Origin of the sequence: Bacillus sp. RC252, from assembly GCF_044909215.1 — a bacterium.
Lineage (GTDB): Bacteria > Bacillota > Bacilli > Bacillales > Bacillaceae_G > Bacillus_A > Bacillus_A mycoides.
Genome location: NZ_JBIYDV010000009.1, coordinates 154,828 through 177,571, shown reverse-complemented (window position 1 = coordinate 177,571; position 22,744 = coordinate 154,828). Strand labels below are relative to the sequence as shown.

Here is a 22,744-nt window from a genome sequence, read left to right as displayed (position 1 = left end):
CCCTGTTTGTCATGTACTTTCTCTCAATGTTTTTGGAAGGTAAATTGTAAAAATAGCTCCCCCATTTTTCTCGTTTTGAATTTCAATTGTTCCTTCTAGTAGATCTACCATTTCTTTCACGTTTGCTAGCCCGTAACCACGATCATTTCCTTTCGTTGAAAATCCTTTTTGAAAAATAGTTGCGATTTTTTCTGTCGGTACTCCCGCTCCACTATCTATCACTTCAAACACAATATCGTATCCAATATCCGTAACAAAGAAGGAAACACTCTTTCCCTCTCGTTCACTCACCGCATCAAATGCATTGTCGATTATGTTTCCAAGGATCGTAATAAGGTGCGAAACTTTTATATGGTCTGGTAATGGATGAAGCGTACTATCTCCTTCAATATGAAAATCGATTTTCTTCTCAGACGCCGTTCCGATTTTCCCTAATAAAATAGCTTGTACTTTCGCATCGTGAATTTGATGAAATAAAATATGGTTTTGGCTTTGATGAATATTAGATTCTTGCTGGATAAATTCAATCGCTTCTTTGTAATGTCCTAACTGAAGTAATCCTGATAAGACAAAAAGCTTATTTGTAAATTCATGTGTTTGAGCGCGTAAGTCCTCTGAATACTTTCTTACCTCAGATATTGTGTTAACAAGGTTTTGCAATTCTGTTTTATCTCTAAAACTACATACAACGCCTACTGTACTGTTATTTTCGAGTATTGGTGTCATGTTTAAAATAAACACTTTATCTTGAAACCCGATTTCTTGATCGTTTTCTAGCACTCTCTCCATATTAAATTCCGGTAAAACTTTTGAAATGTGCTGCTGCATATAGTCATCACTTACATACAGCATTTCTTCTGCCGACGTATTCATCATCGTAATAAAACCGTTTTGATCAATAGCGATAATCCCTTCTTTTATGGATAGTAGTATCGCACTTCGTTCCCGGTATAACGCTGCAATTTCATTCGGTTCTAAACCGAGTGTATCTTTACGAATACTACGCGCTAACAGAATACCGCCAACAATTCCAACTAGTAACACCGCTAAGGAAAAGAGGATAATTTCTTTCGTTCTACTCAATATGTTAGATTCAATACCTTTTATTAAAAACTCTACTGTCACAACGCCTACTACTTGATCGTAGTCTCCGTTATGAACAATAATAGGTGCTTTCGCCATTAAGGCCGGGCCACTTGCACCATTTCCTTCGAGTGTATAATAGCCACCAAAAGTAAGTGCTTCATAGTTATATAAATTGTTACTCTTTGTTCCAATCAACTCAGAATTAGAATGTGAATACATAACCCCATAACGATCTTCCACAATTACATAATCTGCACCAGCTTGCTCGCGAACTTGTTCCGCAATGGATTGAATAGTACTTTTATGCTCGTTGTATTGAAAAGCATCTTTTATAGCTGGCATAAAAGACAAAGATTTAGCCGTTTGCAGTGCTAGCTGCTCTACTTGGCGCTTCGTATCAACGGACTGAATGTAAACAAATATTCCCGCTAATAGAAGAACGACAAATAAAATTAACGTAATTATTAAGCTTACTATTTTCGTTTGTAATGACACTTTACGTGATTTCTTCATACTCCATATCCTTTGATAAAATATTCAAAACTATCAATCTCCTTTTTCTATTATTATGACAAAACTAATAATGAAGCAACTATTAAAACTCTCCATGTACATAAAGTACAAAAAGAATAAAATTGTCATAATATTGCGATTTCAATTCAAGGACAGTACAATTCAACTATATTGAACACGCTTTCATAATTATCATTTTATTTATAAGCAAGAGGAGGAATTATTATGGCTCAAGCAAAATCTAACCGAGTCGCCGGCAATATCTTCAAAGGTTCTGTCGGCAATTTAATTGAATGGTATGACTGGTACGTTTACTCTGCTTTCGCTGTTTACTTCTCAGCAGAGTTCTTTCCTAAAGGAGATCCAACGAGTCAATTACTGAACACAGCCGCTATTTTCGCAGTTGGATTTTTAATGCGCCCTATCGGAAGTTTATTAATGGGACGTTATGCAGATCGACACGGCCGCCGGGCAGCATTAACACTTTCTATTACAGTTATGGCCGGTGGTTCTTTAATTATCGCCTGTACACCTAGTTACGAAAGCATCGGTATTATGGCACCAATTATTTTAGTTCTTGCCCGTTTACTTCAAGGATTATCACTCGGCGGAGAGTATGGAACTTCCGCAACATATTTATCTGAAATGGCTAGTAGTGGACGCCGTGGTTTTTATTCAAGTTTTCAATATGTAACGCTCGTTGCTGGACAGATGGTTGCGTTAGGTGTTCAAATTGTTCTTCAGCAATTACTAAGCGAACCAGATATGAAAGCTTGGGGATGGCGTATTCCATTCATTATTGGTGCGATGGGAGCAGTAGCTGTATTATGGCTTCGCCGCACAATGGATGAATCGGAGCAATTCTCAAATATGGAATCGAAAAACCGCGAAAGCGCAGGAACCGTTCGCGCTCTTATGAAACACCCGAAAGCAGTATTAACAGTAGTCGGTCTAACACTAGGAGGCACTGTTGCATTCTATACGTACACAACATATTTACAAAAATTCATGGTAAACACAGTCGGTCTTCCGAAAGAAGTTGTAAGCTGGATTAACTTTGCCGCACTACTTATATTCGTTGTACTTCAACCAATTGCAGGGCTATTATCCGATAAAATTGGACGCCGCCCACTATTAATGGCTTTCGGTATTCTCGGAACGTTACTAACAGCACCGATCTTCTTCTTTATGGAAAAAACGACAGAGCCAATGGTAGCATTTTTACTCATGATGGTCGGCCTCATTATCGTTACTGGTTACACTTCCATTAACGCAATTGTAAAAGCAGAACTCTTCCCAACTGAAATTCGTGCACTAGGCGTAGGTTTACCGTATGCACTAACTGTTGCGATATTTGGCGGAACAGCCGAGTTCATCGCATTATGGCTAAAAAGTATCGGAATGGAATCACTATTCTATTTCTACGTAGCTGGATGTATCGCAATAAGCTTTATTACTTATTGGCGTATGGATGAGTCATCGAAGACTTCGCAGATTGAGGCAGAGCTTGGTGGTGGAGATAAACTAGCTAATAATAAATCTAGTTAAAATTATGTATTCTATGTTCTTCGTTTACCTGAACTCGATTTGCTTTATCTAAAAAAGCATAATTCATTAATATACAATTTAAAAACCTCTACTTATATGTAGAGGTTTTTGTATGACGAAAAAACACGTAGTTCCATCGTTATTTTACAAACCCCAAATTCTTCCTCATCTTAAAGTGGAACAAATTTATTACTTAGAGTGTCTAATAAGTGTATTTCTAATATTAGTTGTCCAGATTGGATACAACATATCCCGTTTGACATCTATTTTTATGTATTACAAAAAAAAAGAAAGGACTTATTATCCCAAAAAGTGAAAAATATGCATCGTAATACTACTGTTAAGTATTACAAGTTTAATACTTTCACAGGTGAACCATTACAAGTGAAAACAAAAAAGAAATAACCCAAACCGTGACTTATCAATCATATAAAGTGAAACTTTAATCAGTGGGGTTTTGTTCATCCCCCGCTGATTATCAGCCCTCACCAATCGGGCTTTTACGGGATAAACGTTTTGGCTGTCCTTTAACCTGTGAAATTTTAGCTGCAGTAGTATTGTTACCCTATGCCATCTTTAATTGCATTGGTATTTAGAATACCTAGACAAAATCCATATATTCTTGAAAGAGGTTGAAAATTTATGTTCGTTTTAAACAAGTTCTTTAACATTTTACATTACAAAAAGATTGTGCCTGTAGTATTACTTTCATGTGTATCACTTATAGGCTGTTCCAATAGTAACACTCAATCTGAACCACCTAAACAAACGAATCAAGCTAATCAAATTAAACAAGAAAATACAGGTAATCAATCTTTCGCTAAACTTGAAAAAGAATATGATGCTAAGCTTGGTATTTATGCACTGGACACAGGTACAAATCAAACTGTTGCTTATCATTCAGATGATCGTTTTGCATTTGCATCTACATCTAAAGCATTAGCTGTGGGCGCTCTTTTACGCAAGAACTCATTAGAAGCTCTTGATCAAAGGATTACGTATACTCATGAAGATCTTTCTAATTATAATCCAATTACTGAAAAGCATGTTGATACAGGAATGACGTTAAAAGAACTTGCAGATGCTTCTGTTCGATATAGTGACAGCACAGCACATAATTTGATTCTTAAACAGTTAGGGGGGCCCTCTGAATTTGAAAAAATCTTGAGAGAAATGGGAGATACTGTTACTACTTCAGAACGATTTGAACCTGAATTAAATGAAGTGCATCCAGGAGAAACACATGATACCAGTACACCAGAAGCGATAGCTAAGACACTTCAATCATTTACATTAGGAACTGCACTTCCAATAGAAAAACGTGAGCTATTAGTAGATTGGATGAAGAGAAATACAACTGGGGATAATTTGATTCGCGCTGGCGTACCAATAGGATGGGAAGTAGCTGATAAAACAGGCGCGGGATCTTACGGAACAAGAAATGATATCGCAATTATTTGGCCACCAAATAAAAAGCCGATTGTTCTTGCTATACTTTCTAATCATGATAAAGAAGATGCTAAATACGATGATAAACTTATTGCAGACGCAACCAAAGTCGTGTTAAATACCTTAAAAGCTACGGAATAAATGATAATAGGTTAAAAGTTTTCTATTTTAGGCGGGTGTTTTCATCAAATAAAAATTTGATAGTGTCCCTAAAACATCTGGACTTTAATAGCCAACTAAAAAATGCAAACAAAAAGACCTTTAATCAGTCGTTTTGTTTGCATTCCCTTTTTCTAAAACCACAGAAAAGATAAGTACTATAGTTAACACCATAATAAACCTTACTTCACTTCCATCACTTACAAAAAATGAATACAAAGTATAAATTAAAATTAATATCCCATAAATAACTTTGTGCAATGAACTCCCCCCTTTTTGCCCTATATATTTTAGTGTAAAAATTTAATTCAAGCCCTATATCAAAATGAAAATAAAAAGCACCTGTGATATACACAAAGTGCTTTTCTCTTGTCAATTTATCTATTTTCACTATATTTATCTATTTTCTTTTTATAACTCAAAGTTCTTCGAATCGTACTTTTCTAGAATATGCTTATCTGTCTGTACATCTTCAACATTTGCTCCACCTGCTAATAATCTCCTATACTTAAAAGAGTGCCCTGTTAATACTGTTGTAATCATTTTGTATTGCCCTCCTTTTGTTTGATTACTTGTATCATAAAACAAGTATCTGAAGTTGATATGTAGTCTATCTAGAGTGTATGTAAATTTAAAAAATCTCTAATAAAATGCTTATGTTGTAACGTTACCACCAAAACTAGTGCTTCAAACACCATGATTTGAAGAGATAGTCCCTCATGTTCTAGCCTCAATTCCTCCTACAGTTCTATATTCAGTAAAACTAGTTAATCCCTATAATATAAAAAGAGCACCACTTTTTGGATGCTCTTCGTCATAACTATATATTATTTAATTTCCTTCTTTTGTTGGTACCATTTTTCCTTCTTGAGAGTCTGTGCCCTCTGTTCTTTCAACAGTTTTTGCATGTTCTGGTTTTTCAGGGGCTCCCATTTCAAATCCAGATTGAGAATCTGTACCTTCTTTTGTTGGTACCATTTTTCCTTCTTGAGAGTCTGTACCCTCTGTTCTTTCAACAGTTTTTGCATGCTCTGGTTTTTCAGGGGCTCCCATTTCAAATCCAGATTGAGAATCTGCACCTTCTTTTGCTGGTACCATTTTTCCTTCCTGAGAACCTGTACCTTCTGTTCTTTCAACAGTTTTTACATCTCCTTTAGGAGTTGCTGGCACTGCATCTTTAGATAAATCAAAGTTTTGTGAGAAAGACGTTGTTCCATCTGCACTTTGTGTAATTACTTGATTTGAACTATCTTCATTTGACTTTAAATTGTCCATTTTCGCATCATCTGCACCTACTGCACCTCCCGCTACCAATCCTGTACTTAAAAGTGCTCCTGCTAATAATGTTTTAATCATTTTTCATTACCTCCTGTTTATTTGTAATATTCATCAAAAAAGTATCTAGAGTTAATGTTTTAGTCATTATCTTTATCTACTTGCTTTTTGATTACATTTAGCATAAGACAAGAATCTATAGTTGATATGGACTGTATCTGGAGATTATGTAAAGAAAAATAGATGATCAATTGTATATCCTAATGGATGCTTAGACAAGATTGAAACTTTATATGAGTTTGAACAATTGAGTTCCCCTTTGTTTTTTGGTGTGAGGTTTTTAACTGGAGTGAAGTGAGGGACTAACCTTTTCTAATATGAAAGCAAACTTTTTATTATTACATTCAAAACACTGTAAATAAAGATGTTAAAAATAAATGAACAAAAAACTACATCTCATTGATGTCCACCCCCCTCAGAAGTATGGAAGGGAATTAAATATAATCCTCCCCTGTCTTTATGCATTAAGATAGAAAAAATTATAAAGTGAAACTTTAATCAGTGGGGGTTTTGTTCATCCCCCACTGATTATTAGCCTTCACCAATCGGGCGTTTACGGGCAGTCGATCTCCCACCTAAATTCTTTGCTCCACCTGAATTTTGAGGTGGGAGTTTTACTGCCCGGCAAATAGCGGGATAAATATAGACTTAAATATTTTTTTGAAAGGATATTGTTTAACAAACATAAAAAAGAGCTAAGGCTGTATGAGAACCTTAGCTCTTTTTTATGTTTATTGTTTATTATATAAATTATTTAACGCTACAAGTCATAACCAGCTATCATATTACCAACTGAAATACCACCAGGTCCCCCGGGTGCTCTCCCTCTAAAACAAATGACAAGCCACCTCATGCCCCTTCGCAATCTCGACCATCTTCGGTACTTCCTGGGCGCATTTTTCAGTGGCGAATTTACACCTCGTTCTGAATTTGCAGCCGGATGGTGAGTTGAGTGGGCTTGGTACTTCACCTTGCAGAATGATCCGTTCTTTTCCTGTGTTTGTTGGATCTGGTTCTGGCATGGATGAGAGTAATGCTTGTGTGTATGGATGTGCCGGTTTTGTGTATAGGTCTTCGCTGTCGGCAATTTCTACTATGTTTCCTAAGTACATGACTCCGATTCGGTCTGATATGTGTCTTACCATGGATAGGTCATGTGCGATGAATAAGTATGTGACGCCTGTTTCTTCTTGGATGTCTTGCAGCATGTTTACGACTTGTGCTTGGACTGAGACATCTAGCGCTGAGATTGGTTCGTCACATAGGATGAAGTCAGGTTTTACAGATAGTGCGCGTGCGATGCTAATACGCTGTCTTTGGCCTCCGCTAAATTCGTGCGGGTAGCGATATAGGTGTTCTTCTTTTAGGCCTACTTTTTTGAGCAGGTCTAGAATGATTTCTTTTCTTTCTTCCGCTGTGTAAGATCCGTGAATGTTCATCGGTTCGCTAATAATTTGGAATACATTCATTGTCGGGTTTAATGATGCGTATGGATCTTGGAAAATGATTTGCATTCTTTTTCTATATTCTTTTAGTTCACTTTCTTTTAGATCTGCGATATCTTTTCCATCGAATAGGATGTTACCTGACGTTACATCGTGTAAGCGAATGATACTTCTTCCTGTCGTTGATTTTCCGCAGCCTGATTCTCCTACTAGTCCGAATGTTTCACCCTTTTTTATTGTGAAGCTAAGATCATCGACTGCTTTTAATTGCTCTGTTTTTCTACCGAATAGTCCTTTTTTAATAGGAAAATACTTTTTTAAGTTCCGAACTTCAATTAAGTTTTCTTCATGCATGGGAATCACCTACTATTTCATCGTTTAGCCAGCACATAGAGCGTCTTCCGTTTCCGATTTCAAAATATGGTGGACGTTCTGTTTCACAAATGTCCATTTTATGTGGACAACGCTCTGCGAATGGGCAACCTTTCGGCGGGTGTAGTAAGTTTGGCGTTACACCTTGAATTGGCGCTAGTCTTTCTTTTACGCCGTTCGATATTTTTGGCAGAGAGTTTAATAGCCCTTTCGTATATGGATGATTCGGTGATTGGAAAATATCAAGTACATGTCCTTCTTCCATAATAAGCCCGCCGTACATAACGATGACGCGTGTACAGTTTTGCGCAACAATTCCAAGATCATGCGTGATGAGCAATAACGACATATTCGTTTCGTTTTTTAAGTTTTTCATTAAGTCTAGTATTTGCGCTTGTATCGTTACATCAAGCGCTGTCGTCGGTTCGTCCGCAATGAGAAGGTCCGGATTACAAGACATCGCCATCGCAATCATAACCCGTTGTTTCATACCACCACTTAGTTCATGTGGATATTGTTTTACCCTTTCTTCCGGTGAAGAAAGACCAACTTGTTTTAACAAGCTGACCGCGATATTTTGTGCTTCTTTCTTTTTCACTTTTTGATGCCGAATAATTACTTCCGTCATTTGCTTTCCAATTTTCACAACTGGGTTTAATGCCGACATTGGATCTTGAGAGATAAGTGAAATTTGATTTCCTCTAATAGAGCGTAATTCTTTCTCCGATTTAGAAAGCACGTTTTCATTTTGAAAAAGAATCTCTCCTTCTTTCACTTTCCCTGGCGACGTAACAAGAGCCATAACGGATTTCGCCATAACGCTCTTTCCGCTCCCCGATTCGCCAACAATCCCGACGACTTCACCCTTTTTCAAACTAAATGAAACGCCGCGAACCGCTTCTACTTCGCCGTCTTCTATGAAAAAAGAAGTCTTTAAGTTTTTTACTTCTAATAGTTTTTCAGACACGCTTTTCACTCCCCCTCACTTAAAGCATTAGTTCTCATGATGAGCCCCTTTTGGTGCGAAAGCTTTTTTCAACGCTTCACCGATTACGTTAAAACTTAGTACTGTTAATAAAATAAGGAACCCTGGGAAGAGTGTTAAATACCAAGCTTCACCTATATACCCTTGCGCATTATTTAGCATGCTGCCCCAAGAAGAATCTGGTTCTCTAATACCTAAACCTAAGAAGCTAAGTGATGATTCCATTAAAATCGATGTCGCAATTGTTAATGTCGCTGCGATTATAATGGTTGATAAAATGTTAGGAATGATGTGTCTTACAATAATCATCAATGATTTTTGTCCAGATACTTTTGCATATAAAACGTACTCACGCTCTTTTACAGATAACGTTTCTGCCCTTACAATACGTGCGGTGTCCATCCACGTTAATAATCCGATAATAAGAACAAGCGTTGTAATTCCTGGTTTTAAATACGCATTTAATAACAGCATTAAAAAGAATGATGGAATTGACATTAAAACTTCAACAATTCGCATTAAGAAGTTGTCTAACTTTCCACCAAAATATCCACTTATTGTTCCTACTGCGGTCCCTATTGTAATGGAAACAACCATCGCTAGAAAACCAACCGCAAGGGAAACTCTTCCGCCATATAACGCTCTCGTTAAATAATCCCTTCCGTAATCATCCGTGCCGAACGGATGACTCATACTCGGTTCTTGTAAACGATCTGGAATCGACATTTTACTAGGATCGTACGGTGATACGAATGCGAAAAGAGACGCGATTGTTAAAACACCCAGTATAATAACTCCCATTACTACAAACTTATTTTTCGTAAAACTATTTTTTATCGTTTGAAATCTCCTATTGTTCATTCCATCACCCCCTCATTCGAATGCGCGGATCTACTACGCCATATAAAATATCAGCAATTAAATTACCGAGAATTAACATGAACGATGATAATAATGTGATTGCCATAATAATTGGATAATCAAATCTAAAAATAGCATTTACCCCGAGTGAACCAAGTCCCGGCCATGAGAATACTGTTTCCGTAATGAACGCTCCGCCTACTAAACTTGGAATGGATAATCCGAAAATTGTAATGATCGGTATTAATACGTTCCGAAGTACGTGATTAAATAAAACTGTTTTCTGTGAAGCACCGTACGCATATTGAATTTGTACGTAATCTTCCTCTAATTGCTGAATTGTACTTGAGCGAATATATCTCATATAAACAGAGATGTTTTGGAACGCTAGCACCATGCAAGGTAAAATGCCGTGCTGGACAATATCCCAGAAGGAATCTTGACCGACTGTGCGCATACCCATACTCGGAAGCATGTTCAATTTTAAAGAGAATAAATAGATTAATAGTAACGCGAACCAAAAGACTGGCATTGAGATTCCCACATAGGAGATGAAGTTCACAATGCGGTCAAAGAACGAGTTCTTTTTCACACCTGTAAATAATCCAAGCGGTATTGCGATTACAAATGAGACGAGTAAAGATGATCCCATTAACCCGATTGTTGCGGGTAATCTTTCTGTAATAAGTTCTAAAACAGGACGATGGTTTTGAAGTGAGTATCCAAAATTCCCTGTTAAAATATTTTTTAACCATAAAAAATATTGCACGTAAATCGGCTGATCTAGTCCTAAACTTTTGCGAATACGTTCAACGTCAATCGGACTCATATTCGGCGTTACAAAGTTTCGAACGGGATCGCCCGGCGCTAGTTTTATTAATAGAAAAGAAATAATAGAAATAACAAATAAAAGCGGAATCGCATTTAAAAGCCTCTTTGCAATTACTTTATACACAAACTTCCCCCCTCAAGATAAAGTGAAACTTTAATCAGTGGGGAGGTTCATCCCCACTGATTATTAGCCCGAACCAATCGGGCATTTACAGGCAGTTGATCTCCCACCTCACTTCTTTGCCTCAGTTGACTTTCGAGGTGGGAGTCTTACTGCCCGTTAAAGCGGGATAAAGAAGCTGATTTTCACCAGCTTCTTTACAGTTTCTTATTTCACTTCATAAATCTTCGATAGATCTTCAAACATTGTAACTGGAATTGCTTTTGCTTCTTTTAATCCATCAAACTTTTTATCTACTGCAATAACTGCTTTCGGATATGCGATTGGAAGATAAGGTAAGTCTTCTCTAGCTGTATCTTGGATTTTATGGTATAGCTCTGCGCGTTTCGTTTTATCTGTTTCAACCGCAGCTTCTTCCCATAACTTATCGAAGTCAGCATTTTTATAACGTGCATAATTGTATTCTGCATTACTTAAGAATAAGCTCTTATATGAATCAGGCTCTGGTCCCATTATGTAACCACCGAATGTAATGTCATATTCTTTATTCTCTTTATCTAAGCCTTTTTCACTTGCTGCACTAGCATCTAATGCATTCAGTTCAACTTTTAAACCAACTTCTTGTAATTTTTGCTGTGTATATAGCGCTAAGCTTTCCATAATTTTATTATTCGTTACATACATAACGCGTACTTTTTCTTTATCTTTTACACCAGCTTTTGCTAATAAATCTTTCGCTTCTTTCTGATCATACTTATACTCTTTAATATCTTTTGCATAATACATAGCGTCTGGCGTTAAGATTGAATTTGCCGGTTCTGCAAATTGACTAGAAACGAACGCTGAGTTAATCATTTCTTTCTTATCTAATGCATGCGCAATTGCTTGGCGCACTTCTTTTTTCTTCATAAGGTCTGTATTAAAGTTATAAGCTAAGTAGAATAATCTACCTTCAGGGAATGTGACCATTGAGAAGTTCCCAGTGCTATCTAATTTCTTAAAGTCTTGCGGCTCAATCATTTTCATATTGATTTGACCATTTTGTAGTGAAACGTTTGCCGTATTACGGTCTTTTACAACGCGGTACACGACAGAATCTAATTTCGCTTTCCCAGCAAAATAATCATCGAATCGCTCTAAAGCAACATATTCATCTGATTTAAACTCTTTTAATTTAAATGGACCTGATCCTACAGGTTGTAGGTTTTTCTTACTCTTCACTAAATCCGCCTCACCTTCAAATACATGTTTCGGAATTGGGAAGAAGTCATTCATAACCCCTTCGAAAGATGCACTTACTTGTGGTAAAACGAATTGAGTCGTTAGCTCATCCACTTTTTTCACCTCAAGCGGCTTTCCTTTAAAAATAAAGTTTTCACGGCTTGAACTATTTTGCTTCTCATCTAGAATAGATTTGAATGTAAATACAATATCATCTGATGTAATTTTCTTACCATCATGCCATTTCAAATTATCTTTTAGTTTTAACGTCCATGTTAATTGATCCTCTGAAGGCGTAAAGCTCTCAGCAAGAACAAATTTTTTCTTACCGTCTTCCATATGATACAGCGGTGCATATAAAGCTTGCTGTATCGTTAATGACACTCGATCATTCGCATAAAGCGGGTTCATCGTATCTGGATTATCACTAACACCAACTGTTAACGTTCCTCCATCTTTCGGAGTCCCTGATTTACTAGTTCCTGCTTGCTTCGAAGAATCTTTCTCCCCTGAGCAAGCCGCTAATGCAATAAGTAATAGTAGGACAAATGGTAATGCAAACAACTTCTTCTTCATATTTCGACCCCTCTCGACTATTTACACCTATAAGAAAACTCGGAATTAATACCGAGTTTTCTTATAGGTTTTAAATTACCACTACCCGTATGTATTGTCAAACTTTTTCGCAAAGATAGACAGTTTGAAATCTATTAATGAATTCTTGCGATAAAGTGAAACTTTAATCAGTGGGGGTTTGTCCATCCCCCACTGATTATTAGCCTTCACCAATCGGGCTTTTACGGGCAGTTGATCTCCCACCTAACTCCTCCGCATTCGCCGAATTTTGAGGTGGGAGTCTTACTGCCCGTTAATGCGGGATAAAATATATTTATGCGGATGATAAAATAAAAAGACCACGAATAGATGGCCTCGTAAAATGCGTTGAAAAACTAGCAGCCTATAGGAAATTCCTCTGAAATGGTTGTTATATATAATTGAAAATGTAGAATGAGATTAAAGATAAAAAAACATTTTTAGGAGGTTATCATGACATTTGATGAATTGAAAAAAAACAAACCAACAACCCCATGGGTTGAGCATGATGAAGATGGGGAGTTTTTCACTGAAGAAAATATAAGTGCAACAAATAAAGTTCTCGACACTTACATTAACAATTTAGAGCTATTGGGTGAGAATCCAACCGAAGTCGAAATAATGCAAGTCGTTAAAGAGGTAGTTATTAAAATAAACGAATTAAATATCGAACATGACTATTTTATCGAAACAATGGAAAGAGAGGATCTCTATGAATTTATCGATGCAGCTGCACGAATAGCTGGCTTAGAATCTGAAGAAGACATAACAGAAGAATGGCGAGAATGGTAAAAAAGCTGCATACTTGATGTCTAAATTTACTCCTTCATAAAACTTTGTCCCTTATTCTCCAATTGGAAAATAAGGGACAAACAAAGACAACTCCAATAGAATCCAATACTGCTATTTTTCTAAGTTCTTCTTCTCTAACTAAAATTAATCTATTTTCCAAACTCATTTCTCTAATCAATTACCAAGGTGTTTTGAACATAAATATCTTATACCCTTTAACATCTGTACATTCAGAGTATTAAATAAACAGAAAAACAGCCGACTATTTGTATAAAAGTCGGCTGTTTTCTTATAATTCGAGCTCTCCAATGCGAAGAAGCTCAACAACTGCTTGTGAACGTCCTTTAACCCTAGCTTTTGCATTGCATTTGAGATGCAAAAGCGTATTATAAGCAAAAAGAACACCACAATCTCAACACACTTTCATATACAAAAATATTTGAATCGCCAAACAGAGTAACTTATCCCCCAAATTAAAAAGACCACCAAAAGGCAGTCTCACAACTCAATCCTAGTACCAACTCCACACTCCACCGCTTTTTCATACAAATACTTCGCAACGATAATATCCACTACCGCCAAACCAACTGATTTAAAAACAGTAATCTCTTCATCGTTCTCTCTACCAGCTTTTTCCCCGCTTATAATTTGACCAAGTTCGGCGTGGATGTCGCTCGCTTCAAATAAGCCTTCTTTTATAGGAACTTGAAGGTCACCCGTTTCTTCTAGTGCTGCCTCTTTTGATTCGACTACTACTTTGTTTGCGTTCGCGATGGCATGGGATGGTAGTTCTTGCATGCTCGGTCTAAATGAACCGACAGCGTTTATGTGGACGCCTTTTTGTAGTTTTTCTGAGAAGACTGGTGTGGATGCATTCGTTGTTGTGACGATGATGTCTGCTTCGCTTATTGCTTCATTTGGATTTGTGTAAACGTAAGCCGGTTTGCTGAATTTTTCTTGTATATATTGCGCAAATGTATACGCTTTTTCTTCTGTTCGGTTGTATAGGATGATTTTTTCAATATCCCTAACGGCGAGTACAGCTTCTGCAATTCCTTTCGCTTGTTCACCTGTTCCGATAATACATAAGGTTTTTGCGTTATGGCGGGCTAAATGTTTTGTCGCTACTCCTGATAAGGCGCCTGTTCGAATCATCGTTAAGTACGATCCTTCTAAAAGTGCGAGTGGTTCTCCCGTTTGAAAGTCTGATAGCATAACGATCCCGTTTATCGTTTTCTTTCCTATCTTTTTATTATGCGGAGCTACCGTTACTACTTTTAAACCGAGCGCTTCGAGTCCTTCCGCTACTGAAGGCATAATTAATGCGGTATTTTGCTCGTTCGCAAATGGTAATGAGCCGCGAATTGGTGTGATCGTTCTTTCTGCTGAAAATTCTTTTAAAGCAAGCGCCGCGTATTCAATGACTTCCTTCATATTTACTAAGTTTCGTTGTTCGTTCGCGCTTATGACTAGCATATCTTTCCACCTCCTCCTCTTATCCCGCATTAACGAGCAGTAAGACTCCCACCTCAAAATTCAGCTTGAGCAAAGAAGTTAGGCGGGAGATCAACTGCCCGTAAACGCCCGATTGGTTCAACTAATAATCAGTGGGGATGGACAAAACCCCCACTGATTAAAGTTTCACTTTATCCTAACAAAAATCCCCGATTCAAATCATCTCTCGGGTCTACAACGAACTGATGAAACCCTGTAATAAATGCATTCCCCGTTACTTTCGGAATGACAGCTTCATATGTATCTACTGCGGTTACCGACAATACTTCTCCTTCGAATTTCCCGTCAGTAATGCATTCGTGGATGAACATCTCTCTTTTTTGTAAGGCATCTTTTTCAAAAAGAGTTGCGATTCTTGCGGATGTTCCTGTACCGCAAGGGGAACGGTCTACTTGCCCATCAGCAAAGATCGTTACATTTCGTAAAGTGGCATCTTTTCCTTTCGGTTCATCTGAGAAAATAACGCCGTATATTCCTTTTAAACCTTCTTCAAGTGGATGTTTTACTTCCATTTGACTTTCAATATAATGTTTAATTTTACCGCCCCACGTTTGAATTGCAGCTAAATCTTTGAAATCGACTTTCAAACCAAGCTCTTTACTATCCACTACAGCGTAGAATGCTCCGCCAAACGCAATATCTACTTGGAATTCATAGTCATCTATTTTGATAGGAACGTCTTTCTTATATACGAACGAAGGAACGTTTTCAAATGATACTGACTCTACTTCGCTCCCGTTAAATTTTGCGTACGCAATGACTTCCCCGGCAGGGCTATCAATAATAAATTTTTGTTTTTCACCTGTCACTTCAAACATACCTGTTTCAATTCCAACTGTAATAACAGCGATAATTCCGTGACCACACATCGTACTCCAGCCTTCATTGTGCATAAATAATACGCCAAAATCAGCATGAGGACTTGCGGGCGGAGTAATGATACAACCGTACATGCCGTGATGTCCTCTCGGTTCATACATAAGAACCTCGCGAAGATGATCCAAATGTTCCATGCAGTATGCGCGTCTTTCTAATTGCGTTTCTCCCTTTATCTCTGGCACTCCGCCCGTAATGATTCGAAGTGGTTCCCCAGCTACGTGAGCATCAATTGTCGTGTACACTTTACTAACCTTCATTTCTATCTCTCCCCTATATGTTAATACTATTTTCATTGCAAGTATCATGCCAACGCATAGAGTATAAAGTGAAACTTTAATCAGTGGGGGGGCTTCATCCCCACTGATTATTAGCCCACACCAATCGGGCTTTTACGGGCAGCCCGACCCACACCTAGATCCTTTGCTTTCGCTGAATTTTGAGGTGGGGGTCTTACTGCCCACAAATAGCGGGATAAATCTGTATAAATTTTAAAAAAAAGCATACACTACTGTCTACTTTTTTATACAGTAGACAGTTAGCGACCATTAAGCTACAACCAGCCCCGCCCGGGCATCCAAAACTAAAAAAATCCCCCAAAAACCTCGGGGGACCCATCAAACCCTAACCGCCACCACATCCGGCACTTGCCTTACAATCTCCTCACCAATCTTTATGCTAGCCGTTGCAGCCGGAGACGGTGCGTTGCAAATATGCAGGGAATTGATGCCAGGGATAATGCAGAAGTCATCAACCATATTTCCGTTTGATAAAATGGCTTGTGCTCTTACACCTGCATGTGTTGGCACGATATCTTTCTCTGTAAGTTCTGGTATTAAGCGCTGTAAGCTTTTTAGGAATGATTGTTTACTAAATGAGCGCACCATTTCTTTTATGCCTTCTTTCATATTTGGCATCGCCATTTTCCAAAAGCCTGTGTATGTCATTGTTTCCATGAAGTCTTTTATATCAAAGTCTGTTTTCGTATAGCCTTCGCGTTTGAAGCTTAATACGGCATTTGGTCCTGCATGTACGTCTCCGTTTATCATTCTTGTGAAATGAACACCTAGAAATGGGAATTCTGGATTTGGAACTGGATAGATTAAATGTTTTACGAGATGGCGTTTTTCTGGAACAAGTTCGTAATATTCACCACGGAACGGAACAATTTTCATATCCGTTAATATGCCTGTCTTTTTCGCAATACGGTCACTATGTAAGCCGGCGCAATTAATGAGAAATTTCGTTTTAAATACACCTTGATTCGTTTCAATTGTTACAGCGTCTTTCTTCTCAGTAATACGCCCCGCCGCTGTTCCTAAATGTACTTCTCTCCCACTTTCCTGAATTAAGCGAGCAAATGCATAACTTACGCCTTTATAATCAGCAATTCCGCAAGAAGGAACACGGATTGCCCCAAGTCCCTTTACATGAGGTTCAATTTCAGCTAATTCTTCCTTGCCTATTTTTTCAATATGTAAATCGTTTTGTAAGCCTCTTTCATATAAGTTATGTAAAAGAGGAAGTTCGTCCTTTTCTGTAGCGACAATTACTTTCCCGCACATGTCATAAGCGATGTCATTTTCTTTACAAAATTGAACCATAGCTGCGTTTCCTTCTTTGGCAAACTTCGCTTTATAACTCCCTGGTTTATAATAAATTCCAGAGTGAATTACTCCGCTATTATGTCCAGTTTGATGATGTGCAAGTTCCTTTTCTTTTTCAATGATCGCGATTTTCGCACGAGGGAATTTTTTCGTTAAAGCCATTCCCGTTGAAAGCCCAACAATTCCTCCGCCAATAATTATAAAGTCATACATCCTACTTCCCCCTTAATATGATGAAAGGCAGGCCTTTTTTAAGACCCGCCGTACAAACTTATTTAGAAAAACAACCACGTTGACGCATTAGTTCTCTATATAAATCTTTATTTTTTTCAAATGCAGCTCTTCCGTGCATCCAAAATAAGTTGTTTAAAAGAACTAAGTCACCAATTGGTAATTTCAATGCATGTGTTGCTGGTGAGTTTTCAACAGAATATGATAAGTCTTTCAGATAGTTTGCTTGTTCAATATTATCTGGATAAGCGAACTGATCAATAAAGCAAATACACGGTGCGTTATTTACATCAAAAAATGTTTCACGATAGACGATTTCTTGCGCATTTTTACTTGGTGGTGCTTTATACGTAACTTTAACAGATGCGAGTGAATGATTTCTAAACTTTTGAAGGTCTTCCCAATCGTCTAAATGTAGTAAACGTGATTCCCCTCCTACTGCATTTTGCTCTTCAATTTTCATCATAAGAAGCCAATCTGTCGGCTCATCAACGAATGTACCGTCTGTATGCAGTGTAAACAATCGGTACGCTTGACGAAGGTAAGAATCACTACTATCCGTATCTTTCACATTAAATCTAGCATAATACGTTCCTGTCATTGCATCAAAGTTTGGCTCCCCGATTAAATGTGTTAATGCTGTTGCAAATTTCACGTAGTCTGCTGGATCTGACGTTTCACCTTGTACCCCAATCGTAAATCCACCCGTTTCACGGTCATGAATAATACCGCGAATGTTATCCATAAATGATTGCCCAAAAATCTTTCTCATTCCATCCGCAAGATTAAATCGAGAATAAGGAATATATTGCAGTGACTGCTCTGAATGCTCTTTTACCTCTTCAAAAAACTGCTTAAGCAATTGCTGGTTTAGCGTAATATGATATAAACGTTTATGCTCTGGATGAGGAGCAATTTCATACCCCTCATATTTCTTTGCAAATTTCATCTTCGCATTTTGTTCTGTAATAATCGACATTTCAATTCCTCCCTAATTTAAATATGAAGAACTTATTGACGTTTTTTACAGACAGTTATCCTTATCTTCTTATGCTGAGATTCGGTCTTACTGCCCTAACATCGAAAAAGCCAGTCATACGTATCCACGACATAAAATCGTAGAAACGTACAACTGGCTCATAATTACGAGTGTTCTTTAATCTCTTAAAGTACAATAATAATAGACAGTTTGTATGAAAATATTTGTAAAACAGGAAAGCAAGATCGAATATAGAGAAGGCTAATTTCTCGTATGGATCTTATCAATTAAATAATAATTCAAAATATTCTAACTGTCAATTCGTTTTTTATTATTTTCTCTACATACTTTATACATTTTAAAAATCCCCTTACTTTCTACGCACCCTCTTTTTTTCATCTCTTGTTTTACAACTTACACTTCATTTAACTTTTTCATAGTTCTTGCCTCCTCAATAAAATAAGCGAGTCGTATCTCTTTAAAAGAAATACAACTGGCTCTCGTTTATGGTTGTAAACTAGATAGTTTTTATGGTGTTGTTTCCTCGTACTCTCCCCTGGGCTGTTCATCATTTAAATAACTTACATATTGGCGATGTAAATCTTTCACCGCACTGACGATAGCATTTTGCGCTTTTCCTTGATAATGGTCCGTAATATTTTGAACGATTTCTTCAATACCATCTTGCAAACTATGCCCTCTCAACATTTGAGCGACGAAGTCTCTACCGTGCTCTGTCGCAAGCGTACATGACGCTTCAATAATAACGTGATATTTATGATCTGCCTCAATTGTAATCGTTAATGTTTCATACATACTGCGAACAGCCATCCCTTTCGGAAGTCTCGAATGTCCTGCCATAAAAAATGTCCCTTTACGCATATTTCATCCTCCGTTACTATGTTAAGAGCCAGAAAAACAATGTACACATTTGCATTGAATTTTACTACCCTTATCCTTATAGCTCGTACTTCTGCTAAAGAAGCTCAAGTGGAAAGAAGTTACTCTTTTCATTTTCAAACATAAATCCGGGCTTACAGCGAGGCTAATCACTGTCATCCGATAATAAGTTAATCATATTAAAAATAAACTGAATATTCAATATTGAATTCCGCAAATTTCATGAATAAAAAAAGAAAATTCTCTCGCCCCGGCACATATACTGTTCAAAAGAAAAAAGGAAGTGGTCTCATGTATTACGGAACGAAAGGCTGGTACGTAGCTGAGCTAAAAAAATTAGGTGTTCGCTATCATGAAGGACGAAAACTAGAAAGTTACCGCGCACACGTATTACGCAATTTATTAATCGCACAACAAGAGACAACGAAAGAAGAGTAATTTGATATCGGTTGATTCTCTGAATATATCAGCGATTCGACATAAAATATCGACTTATCAACAAATCCCGCCAAATCATCCCTCCATTCCACCAACCAATCACACATCAATACAAACCAAAAAAAGGTCACCCAAACGGGTGACCTTTCTTTCTTATTCACAAACAAGAATTTGTCTAGAAAATGATCCTTTTCTTGTGATACAGCGATCTGTAATTTCAAATCCTGCTTCATGGATCATGTCGTCCATTGTTTCCATCGTGACAACGACTACCTTTTTTGCAATGCGGCGCGCACTTGAGAGAATGGAGAACTGGTCTTCTGGTGTTGCGTGCGTAAATAGGTCGTACGGCATATCGATAATTGCAACGTCGTAGTTCTCAGTAATTTCTTCAATTGGACCTTTTGTTACTGTTCCTTCAAACCCGAAATGTACGATGTTTTTTCTCGTTCCAAGAACTACAAGTGGATTAATATCTCTACCAACGATGTTAATTCCCATAGAAAGTGCTTCTACTACTACTGTTCCTATTCCGCAGCACGGGTCAATCGCTCGTACTCCATCTGGGTTTGGTACAGCGATATTTGCGACAGCTCTAGCAACACGTGTGCTCAGTGATGTCGAATAGCTATGTGGTTTTTTTATGTGATGATACCAAACCGGATCACTTTCTACATAGTGTCCGAAGTACCAGCGTCCTCCAAGAGGAACAATCCCGAATACACGCTCTGGATTACGAACATCCGCTTCTCCTTCAATATGCATACCGAGGTCTCGTTCAATAAGGCGTCTTTCTCCATATTCAATTTTATTTTCTTTACCAAGATCATTGATTTTAACGAAGATAACTTTGAATGTCGCTCCTGCTAAATCAATTTGTTCCACTTGTTCTAAAATGCTTTCTAAGTCGTCCCCTTCATACATAACCTCGACGCGCTCTTTAATAAACGGACTTCTACTCGGAGCAATCTTGACTTCACTTTTTAAAATATTAACGTGAGACTCCATCCCAAAGAACGAGCGCATTTCCAAGTAACATAAAGCACGCTCCTCTTCGCGAAATGCATACGTATATATACATGCAGGTGTTTTACTATGATTACTCAATCTATTATCATCCTTTATCGTTTAAAATTGTTATGATCACAATTACTCGAATACTTTTTTACGTAAAATTAAATGATATCATATGCTCGAAATAAAGAGAAACCTTTATAATTCATTTAATAAATAAAAGAGACTGCATCTCAGCAATCTCTTCTATCATTCTCTCTATTTATTAACGGTACGAAGATACGTCATTACCCATTGCTTCGTAGTAATCTAAAATACCTTGATAAATAGCTTCTGCTGCACTTTGTCTCTGTTCTGGTGTAGCAATTTTATCTGCATCGTTTTTATTATCTACAAATGCTAATTCTGCTAATACAGCTGGCATCGTGTTTTCTCTAATTACATATAAATCGCCTTTCTTCACACCGCGATCTTTTGTTCCAAGTGCATCTACAAGACGCTCTTGAATTTTCTCTGCTAATAAACGACTTTCTGATACATTCGGGTTTGTCCCTCTTGCTGTCGCTGATTCATAGTAGAATGTTTCTGTACCTTGTCCATTTTTACTTTCCGTACCATTACCATGGATACTTACAAAGATATCCCCATTATTTTTTTGAGCAAATTCTACACGTTTCTTTAAAGAATCAGAAGCACTTGTTCCTGGACGTGTATCATCTGTACGAGTGAATAACGCAGTAAACGGTGTCTTTTTCTCAAATATTTTCTGTAATCGTAATGATACATCTAATACGGTTTGACTTTCTTTCTCATAATAACCAGGATTCCCTGAGTCAATTCCCCCATGACCTGGATCAATAATAATCGCTTTACCTTCTAGGAAGTTACCTTGCTTCACTGGGTTTAATTGATTTTTATCCACCCATTGGAAGCCAGCTCCCATACGGATACGAATCCAGCTATCTTTCTCTTCAATAACAGTTACTTGTTGTGCTTTATGTGTGCCTGCCACTGTAGACGTATGTGAAGCTTCTTGATATGTAGTGAATTCTTGATTAATAGACTCTGTTTTTTCTTGTAATGGTGTCCACTTCTCACCTTTACTTGTTACAACTTTCAACCAACCATCCGCTCTTTGCTCTTTCACTTCAAGCATTTGTGGCTTATGTTGAGTGTCAGTAATACCAGATGATAACGATGCCTGATGATATGTAATAAAGTTTCTGTTCATATACATTCTTTTCGATGTATTTGTTTTATTTTTATCTGCCATCGCGATGAACTGAGCTGCTTCAGCACGACTTACAGTACCGTCAGGCTTCCAACCATTTCCTGTACCCATTGAAATCTCTAAAGCTACTAAAATATTAGCTTGTTTCTTACCCCAATGAGGTTCTAAATCATTAAACTGTGTTGGAAGTTCTCCAATAATTTTCTTGTCTAATGAATATGCTTGTACAAGCATAGATGCCATAGATGCACGGTTAATTTGGCTTGATGGATTGAATTTTCCAGTACCATCTCCACTAATTACACCTGCTTTTTCTACCGCAGCAATATATGGTGCTGCCCAATGATCTTGCGAATCTTTAAAAGATGGTTTCGCTTTTGGATCAATTGGTAAACCAAGAACTACCGCTAATATTTTTGCAGCTGATCCTTTATCTACTGCTTCAGATGGAGAAAACGTTCCATCTGGTTTTCCATCAAGTGCTTTTTTCCCTACTAAATAGTCAACCGATTCCTGCGCCCATGTAGGAACATCCGAAAACTTTTTCCCTGCTGCGAAACTACTAACTGGAGACGATAATAAACTTGCGGCTAAAATACCAGCCGCGACTGCACGATACTTCATAAAAAATAATACTCCTC

Annotated in this window: 20 protein-coding genes and 1 pseudogene; 4 read left to right on the top strand and 17 right to left on the bottom strand. The window is 37.6% G+C overall.

What is annotated here, in order from left to right:
• Nucleotides 1-9 precede the first annotated feature (9 nt).
• The gene (locus tag ABH960_RS15330; RefSeq protein WP_404446295.1) at nt 10-1,599 is read right to left on the bottom strand and encodes an ATP-binding protein; all 1,590 of its coding nucleotides are present in this window, start codon (nt 1,597-1,599) and stop codon (nt 10-12) included.
• A gap of 225 nt (nt 1,600-1,824) precedes the next feature.
• Here ABH960_RS15330 and ABH960_RS15325 point away from each other — a divergent pair, with 225 nt between their 5' ends.
• A complete protein-coding gene (locus ABH960_RS15325) occupies nt 1,825-3,147 on the top strand; it encodes an MFS transporter (RefSeq protein ID WP_201034777.1) in 1,323 nt (440 codons plus the stop codon).
• 642 nt (nt 3,148-3,789) lie between these two features.
• Complete coding sequence (blaIII, locus tag ABH960_RS15320) at nt 3,790-4,737, top strand: class A beta-lactamase BlaIII (protein ID WP_404446292.1); 948 nt, start codon at nt 3,790-3,792, stop codon at nt 4,735-4,737.
• Nucleotides 4,738-4,857: 120 nt separating this feature from the next.
• On the opposite strand, the gene ABH960_RS15315 is transcribed toward blaIII, so the two are convergent.
• The 8 genes from ABH960_RS15315 to ABH960_RS15280 form a co-directional block, all read right to left on the bottom strand.
• On the bottom strand, nt 4,858-5,016 hold the full coding sequence (locus tag ABH960_RS15315; RefSeq protein ID WP_002087303.1) for a hypothetical protein: 159 nt from the start codon (nt 5,014-5,016) through the stop codon (nt 4,858-4,860).
• 150 nt (nt 5,017-5,166) lie between these two features.
• Entirely contained in the window at nt 5,167-5,298 is a 132-nt protein-coding gene (locus ABH960_RS15310; protein WP_404446289.1) for a hypothetical protein, read from the bottom strand.
• A 288-nt stretch (nt 5,299-5,586) separates the two neighbouring features.
• Nucleotides 5,587-6,111 (bottom strand): hypothetical protein, encoded by a 525-nt coding sequence (locus ABH960_RS15305; RefSeq protein WP_404446286.1) that lies wholly within the window; start codon nt 6,109-6,111, stop codon nt 5,587-5,589.
• Nucleotides 6,112-6,917: 806 nt separating this feature from the next.
• The gene (locus ABH960_RS15300; protein ID WP_002087305.1) at nt 6,918-7,889 is read right to left on the bottom strand and encodes an ABC transporter ATP-binding protein; all 972 of its coding nucleotides are present in this window, start codon (nt 7,887-7,889) and stop codon (nt 6,918-6,920) included.
• Nucleotides 7,882-8,874 carry an ABC transporter ATP-binding protein gene (locus ABH960_RS15295; RefSeq protein WP_404446283.1) on the bottom strand — a complete coding sequence of 331 codons (993 nt, stop codon included), beginning with the start codon at nt 8,872-8,874 and terminating at the stop codon, nt 7,882-7,884. Before ABH960_RS15295 ends, ABH960_RS15300 begins: the two co-directional genes overlap by 8 nt.
• A gap of 27 nt (nt 8,875-8,901) precedes the next feature.
• The gene (locus ABH960_RS15290) at nt 8,902-9,753 is read right to left on the bottom strand and encodes an ABC transporter permease (RefSeq protein WP_002035185.1); all 852 of its coding nucleotides are present in this window, start codon (nt 9,751-9,753) and stop codon (nt 8,902-8,904) included.
• Nucleotides 9,754-9,757: 4 nt separating this feature from the next.
• Entirely contained in the window at nt 9,758-10,708 is a 951-nt protein-coding gene (locus tag ABH960_RS15285; protein ID WP_002035186.1) for an ABC transporter permease, read from the bottom strand.
• Nucleotides 10,709-10,912: 204 nt separating this feature from the next.
• Nucleotides 10,913-12,502, bottom strand: coding sequence for an ABC transporter substrate-binding protein (locus ABH960_RS15280; protein WP_404446279.1), 1,590 nt, complete (start codon nt 12,500-12,502; stop codon nt 10,913-10,915).
• A gap of 471 nt (nt 12,503-12,973) precedes the next feature.
• Between ABH960_RS15280 and ABH960_RS15275 the strand changes: the two genes are divergently transcribed.
• Nucleotides 12,974-13,312 (top strand): hypothetical protein, encoded by a 339-nt coding sequence (locus tag ABH960_RS15275; RefSeq protein ID WP_404446276.1) that lies wholly within the window; start codon nt 12,974-12,976, stop codon nt 13,310-13,312.
• Between the two features lie 289 nt (nt 13,313-13,601).
• Here ABH960_RS15275 and ABH960_RS15270 read toward each other — a convergent pair.
• The 6 genes and pseudogenes from ABH960_RS15270 to ABH960_RS15245 form a co-directional block, all read right to left on the bottom strand.
• A pseudogene (locus ABH960_RS15270) lies at nt 13,602-13,699 on the bottom strand (hypothetical protein); the annotation flags it as partial.
• A gap of 111 nt (nt 13,700-13,810) precedes the next feature.
• Nucleotides 13,811-14,788, bottom strand: a complete 978-nt coding sequence (locus ABH960_RS15265) for an ornithine cyclodeaminase family protein (protein ID WP_404446273.1) — start codon at nt 14,786-14,788, stop codon at nt 13,811-13,813.
• A 170-nt stretch (nt 14,789-14,958) separates the two neighbouring features.
• The gene (locus ABH960_RS15260) at nt 14,959-16,011 is read right to left on the bottom strand and encodes a proline racemase family protein (protein ID WP_404446270.1); all 1,053 of its coding nucleotides are present in this window, start codon (nt 16,009-16,011) and stop codon (nt 14,959-14,961) included.
• Between the two features lie 309 nt (nt 16,012-16,320).
• Complete coding sequence (gene lhgO, locus ABH960_RS15255; protein ID WP_404446267.1) at nt 16,321-17,523, bottom strand: L-2-hydroxyglutarate oxidase; 1,203 nt, start codon at nt 17,521-17,523, stop codon at nt 16,321-16,323.
• 58 nt (nt 17,524-17,581) lie between these two features.
• On the bottom strand, nt 17,582-18,520 hold the full coding sequence (gene glaH / locus ABH960_RS15250) for a glutarate dioxygenase GlaH (RefSeq protein WP_215571412.1): 939 nt from the start codon (nt 18,518-18,520) through the stop codon (nt 17,582-17,584).
• 528 nt (nt 18,521-19,048) lie between these two features.
• Nucleotides 19,049-19,402 carry a DUF3870 domain-containing protein gene (locus ABH960_RS15245; RefSeq protein WP_404446263.1) on the bottom strand — a complete coding sequence of 118 codons (354 nt, stop codon included), beginning with the start codon at nt 19,400-19,402 and terminating at the stop codon, nt 19,049-19,051.
• A 240-nt stretch (nt 19,403-19,642) separates the two neighbouring features.
• Between ABH960_RS15245 and ABH960_RS15240 the strand changes: the two genes are divergently transcribed.
• Complete coding sequence (locus ABH960_RS15240) at nt 19,643-19,858, top strand: YflJ family protein (protein WP_003187606.1); 216 nt, start codon at nt 19,643-19,645, stop codon at nt 19,856-19,858.
• A 153-nt stretch (nt 19,859-20,011) separates the two neighbouring features.
• On the opposite strand, the gene ABH960_RS15235 is transcribed toward ABH960_RS15240, so the two are convergent.
• Together ABH960_RS15235 and ABH960_RS15230 are read right to left on the bottom strand one after the other, a co-directional pair.
• A complete protein-coding gene (locus ABH960_RS15235; RefSeq protein WP_219301356.1) occupies nt 20,012-20,965 on the bottom strand; it encodes a TRM11 family SAM-dependent methyltransferase in 954 nt (317 codons plus the stop codon).
• A gap of 172 nt (nt 20,966-21,137) precedes the next feature.
• Entirely contained in the window at nt 21,138-22,727 is a 1,590-nt protein-coding gene (locus ABH960_RS15230; protein ID WP_404446260.1) for an N-acetylmuramoyl-L-alanine amidase, read from the bottom strand.
• Nucleotides 22,728-22,744 lie beyond the last annotated feature (17 nt).

Coding starts and splice junctions, on each gene's coding strand:
- ABH960_RS15325 (WP_201034777.1), top strand. CDS start 1,825: ATGGCTCAAGCAAAATCTAACCGAGTCGCCGGCAATATCTTCAAAGGT.
- ABH960_RS15260 (WP_404446270.1), bottom strand. CDS start 16,011: ATGATACTTGCAATGAAAATAGTATTAACATATAGGGGAGAGATAGAA.
- ABH960_RS15265 (WP_404446273.1), bottom strand. CDS start 14,788: ATGCTAGTCATAAGCGCGAACGAACAACGAAACTTAGTAAATATGAAG.
- ABH960_RS15300 (WP_002087305.1), bottom strand. CDS start 7,889: ATGCATGAAGAAAACTTAATTGAAGTTCGGAACTTAAAAAAGTATTTT.
- ABH960_RS15275 (WP_404446276.1), top strand. CDS start 12,974: ATGACATTTGATGAATTGAAAAAAAACAAACCAACAACCCCATGGGTT.
- ABH960_RS15305 (WP_404446286.1), bottom strand. CDS start 6,111: ATGATTAAAACATTATTAGCAGGAGCACTTTTAAGTACAGGATTGGTA.
- ABH960_RS15290 (WP_002035185.1), bottom strand. CDS start 9,753: ATGAACAATAGGAGATTTCAAACGATAAAAAATAGTTTTACGAAAAAT.
- ABH960_RS15310 (WP_404446289.1), bottom strand. CDS start 5,298: ATGATTACAACAGTATTAACAGGGCACTCTTTTAAGTATAGGAGATTA.
- glaH (WP_215571412.1), bottom strand. CDS start 18,520: ATGTCGATTATTACAGAACAAAATGCGAAGATGAAATTTGCAAAGAAA.
- ABH960_RS15230 (WP_404446260.1), bottom strand. CDS start 22,727: ATGAAGTATCGTGCAGTCGCGGCTGGTATTTTAGCCGCAAGTTTATTA.
- blaIII (WP_404446292.1), top strand. CDS start 3,790: ATGTTCGTTTTAAACAAGTTCTTTAACATTTTACATTACAAAAAGATT.
- ABH960_RS15280 (WP_404446279.1), bottom strand. CDS start 12,502: ATGAAGAAGAAGTTGTTTGCATTACCATTTGTCCTACTATTACTTATT.
- ABH960_RS15245 (WP_404446263.1), bottom strand. CDS start 19,402: ATGCGTAAAGGGACATTTTTTATGGCAGGACATTCGAGACTTCCGAAA.
- ABH960_RS15330 (WP_404446295.1), bottom strand. CDS start 1,599: ATGAAGAAATCACGTAAAGTGTCATTACAAACGAAAATAGTAAGCTTA.
- lhgO (WP_404446267.1), bottom strand. CDS start 17,523: ATGTATGACTTTATAATTATTGGCGGAGGAATTGTTGGGCTTTCAACG.
- ABH960_RS15240 (WP_003187606.1), top strand. CDS start 19,643: ATGAATAAAAAAAGAAAATTCTCTCGCCCCGGCACATATACTGTTCAA.